This window comes from Waltera intestinalis (assembly GCF_009695995.1).
GTDB lineage: Bacteria > Bacillota > Clostridia > Lachnospirales > Lachnospiraceae > Acetatifactor > Acetatifactor intestinalis.
In genome coordinates, this window is record NZ_VUMU01000038.1 from 1 (window position 1) to 1617 (window position 1617).

Annotated in this window: 1 rRNA gene; it reads left to right on the forward strand. The window is 51.9% G+C overall.

The window, feature by feature from the left end:
• Positions 1 to 89 precede the first annotated feature (89 nt).
• Positions 90 to 1608 (forward strand): 16S ribosomal RNA (locus FYJ59_RS13805).
• Positions 1609 to 1617 lie beyond the last annotated feature (9 nt).

Sequence of the window (1617 nt, forward strand, 5' to 3'; positions counted from 1 at the left end):
GAACAAGCAGATCGATCGAAAGATCGAGAAGCTACCCGAATTAACAGTAAACAATGCCAGATAAAACTGGCAGGACACAAACACCATTTTAACATGAGAGTTTGATCCTGGCTCAGGATGAACGCTGGCGGCGTGCCTAACACATGCAAGTCGAACGGACTTACATTGAAGCCTAGCGATATGTAAGTTAGTGGCGGACGGGTGAGTAACGCGTGGGTAACCTGCCTTGTACTGGGGGACAACAGTTGGAAACGACTGCTAATACCGCATAAGCGCACAGCTTCGCATGAAGCAGTGTGAAAAACTCCGGTGGTACAAGATGGACCCGCGTCTGATTAGCTGGTTGGTGAGGTAACGGCCCACCAAGGCGACGATCAGTAGCCGGCCTGAGAGGGTGAACGGCCACATTGGGACTGAGACACGGCCCAAACTCCTACGGGAGGCAGCAGTGGGGAATATTGCACAATGGGGGAAACCCTGATGCAGCAACGCCGCGTGAGTGAAGAAGTATTTCGGTATGTAAAGCTCTATCAGCAGGAAAGAAAATGACGGTACCTGACTAAGAAGCCCCGGCTAACTACGTGCCAGCAGCCGCGGTAATACGTAGGGGGCAAGCGTTATCCGGATTTACTGGGTGTAAAGGGAGCGTAGACGGTTTTGCAAGTCTGAAGTGAAAGCCCGGGGCTTAACCCCGGGACTGCTTTGGAAACTGTAGGACTAGAGTGCAGGAGAGGTAAGTGGAATTCCTAGTGTAGCGGTGAAATGCGTAGATATTAGGAGGAACACCAGTGGCGAAGGCGGCTTACTGGACTGTAACTGACGTTGAGGCTCGAAAGCGTGGGGAGCAAACAGGATTAGATACCCTGGTAGTCCACGCCGTAAACGATGATTACTAGGTGTTGGTGGGTATGACCCATCGGTGCCGCAGCAAACGCAATAAGTAATCCACCTGGGGAGTACGTTCGCAAGAATGAAACTCAAAGGAATTGACGGGGACCCGCACAAGCGGTGGAGCATGTGGTTTAATTCGAAGCAACGCGAAGAACCTTACCTGGTCTTGACATCCCTATGAATAACGGGCAATGCCGTTAGTACTTCGGTACATAGGAGACAGGTGGTGCATGGTTGTCGTCAGCTCGTGTCGTGAGATGTTGGGTTAAGTCCCGCAACGAGCGCAACCCTTATCTTTAGTAGCCAGCAGTAAGATGGGCACTCTAGAGAGACTGCCGGGGATAACCCGGAGGAAGGTGGGGATGACGTCAAATCATCATGCCCCTTATGACCAGGGCTACACACGTGCTACAATGGCGTAAACAAAGAGAAGCGAAGTCGTGAGGCAGAGCGAATCTCAAAAATAACGTCTCAGTTCGGATTGTAGTCTGCAACTCGACTACATGAAGCTGGAATCGCTAGTAATCGCAGATCAGAATGCTGCGGTGAATACGTTCCCGGGTCTTGTACACACCGCCCGTCACACCATGGGAGTCGGAAATGCCCGAAGTCGGTGACCTAACCGAAAGGAAGGAGCCGCCGAAGGCAGGTCTGATAACTGGGGTGAAGTCGTAACAAGGTAGCCGTATCGGAAGGTGCGGCTGGATCACCTCCTTTCTAAGGAAA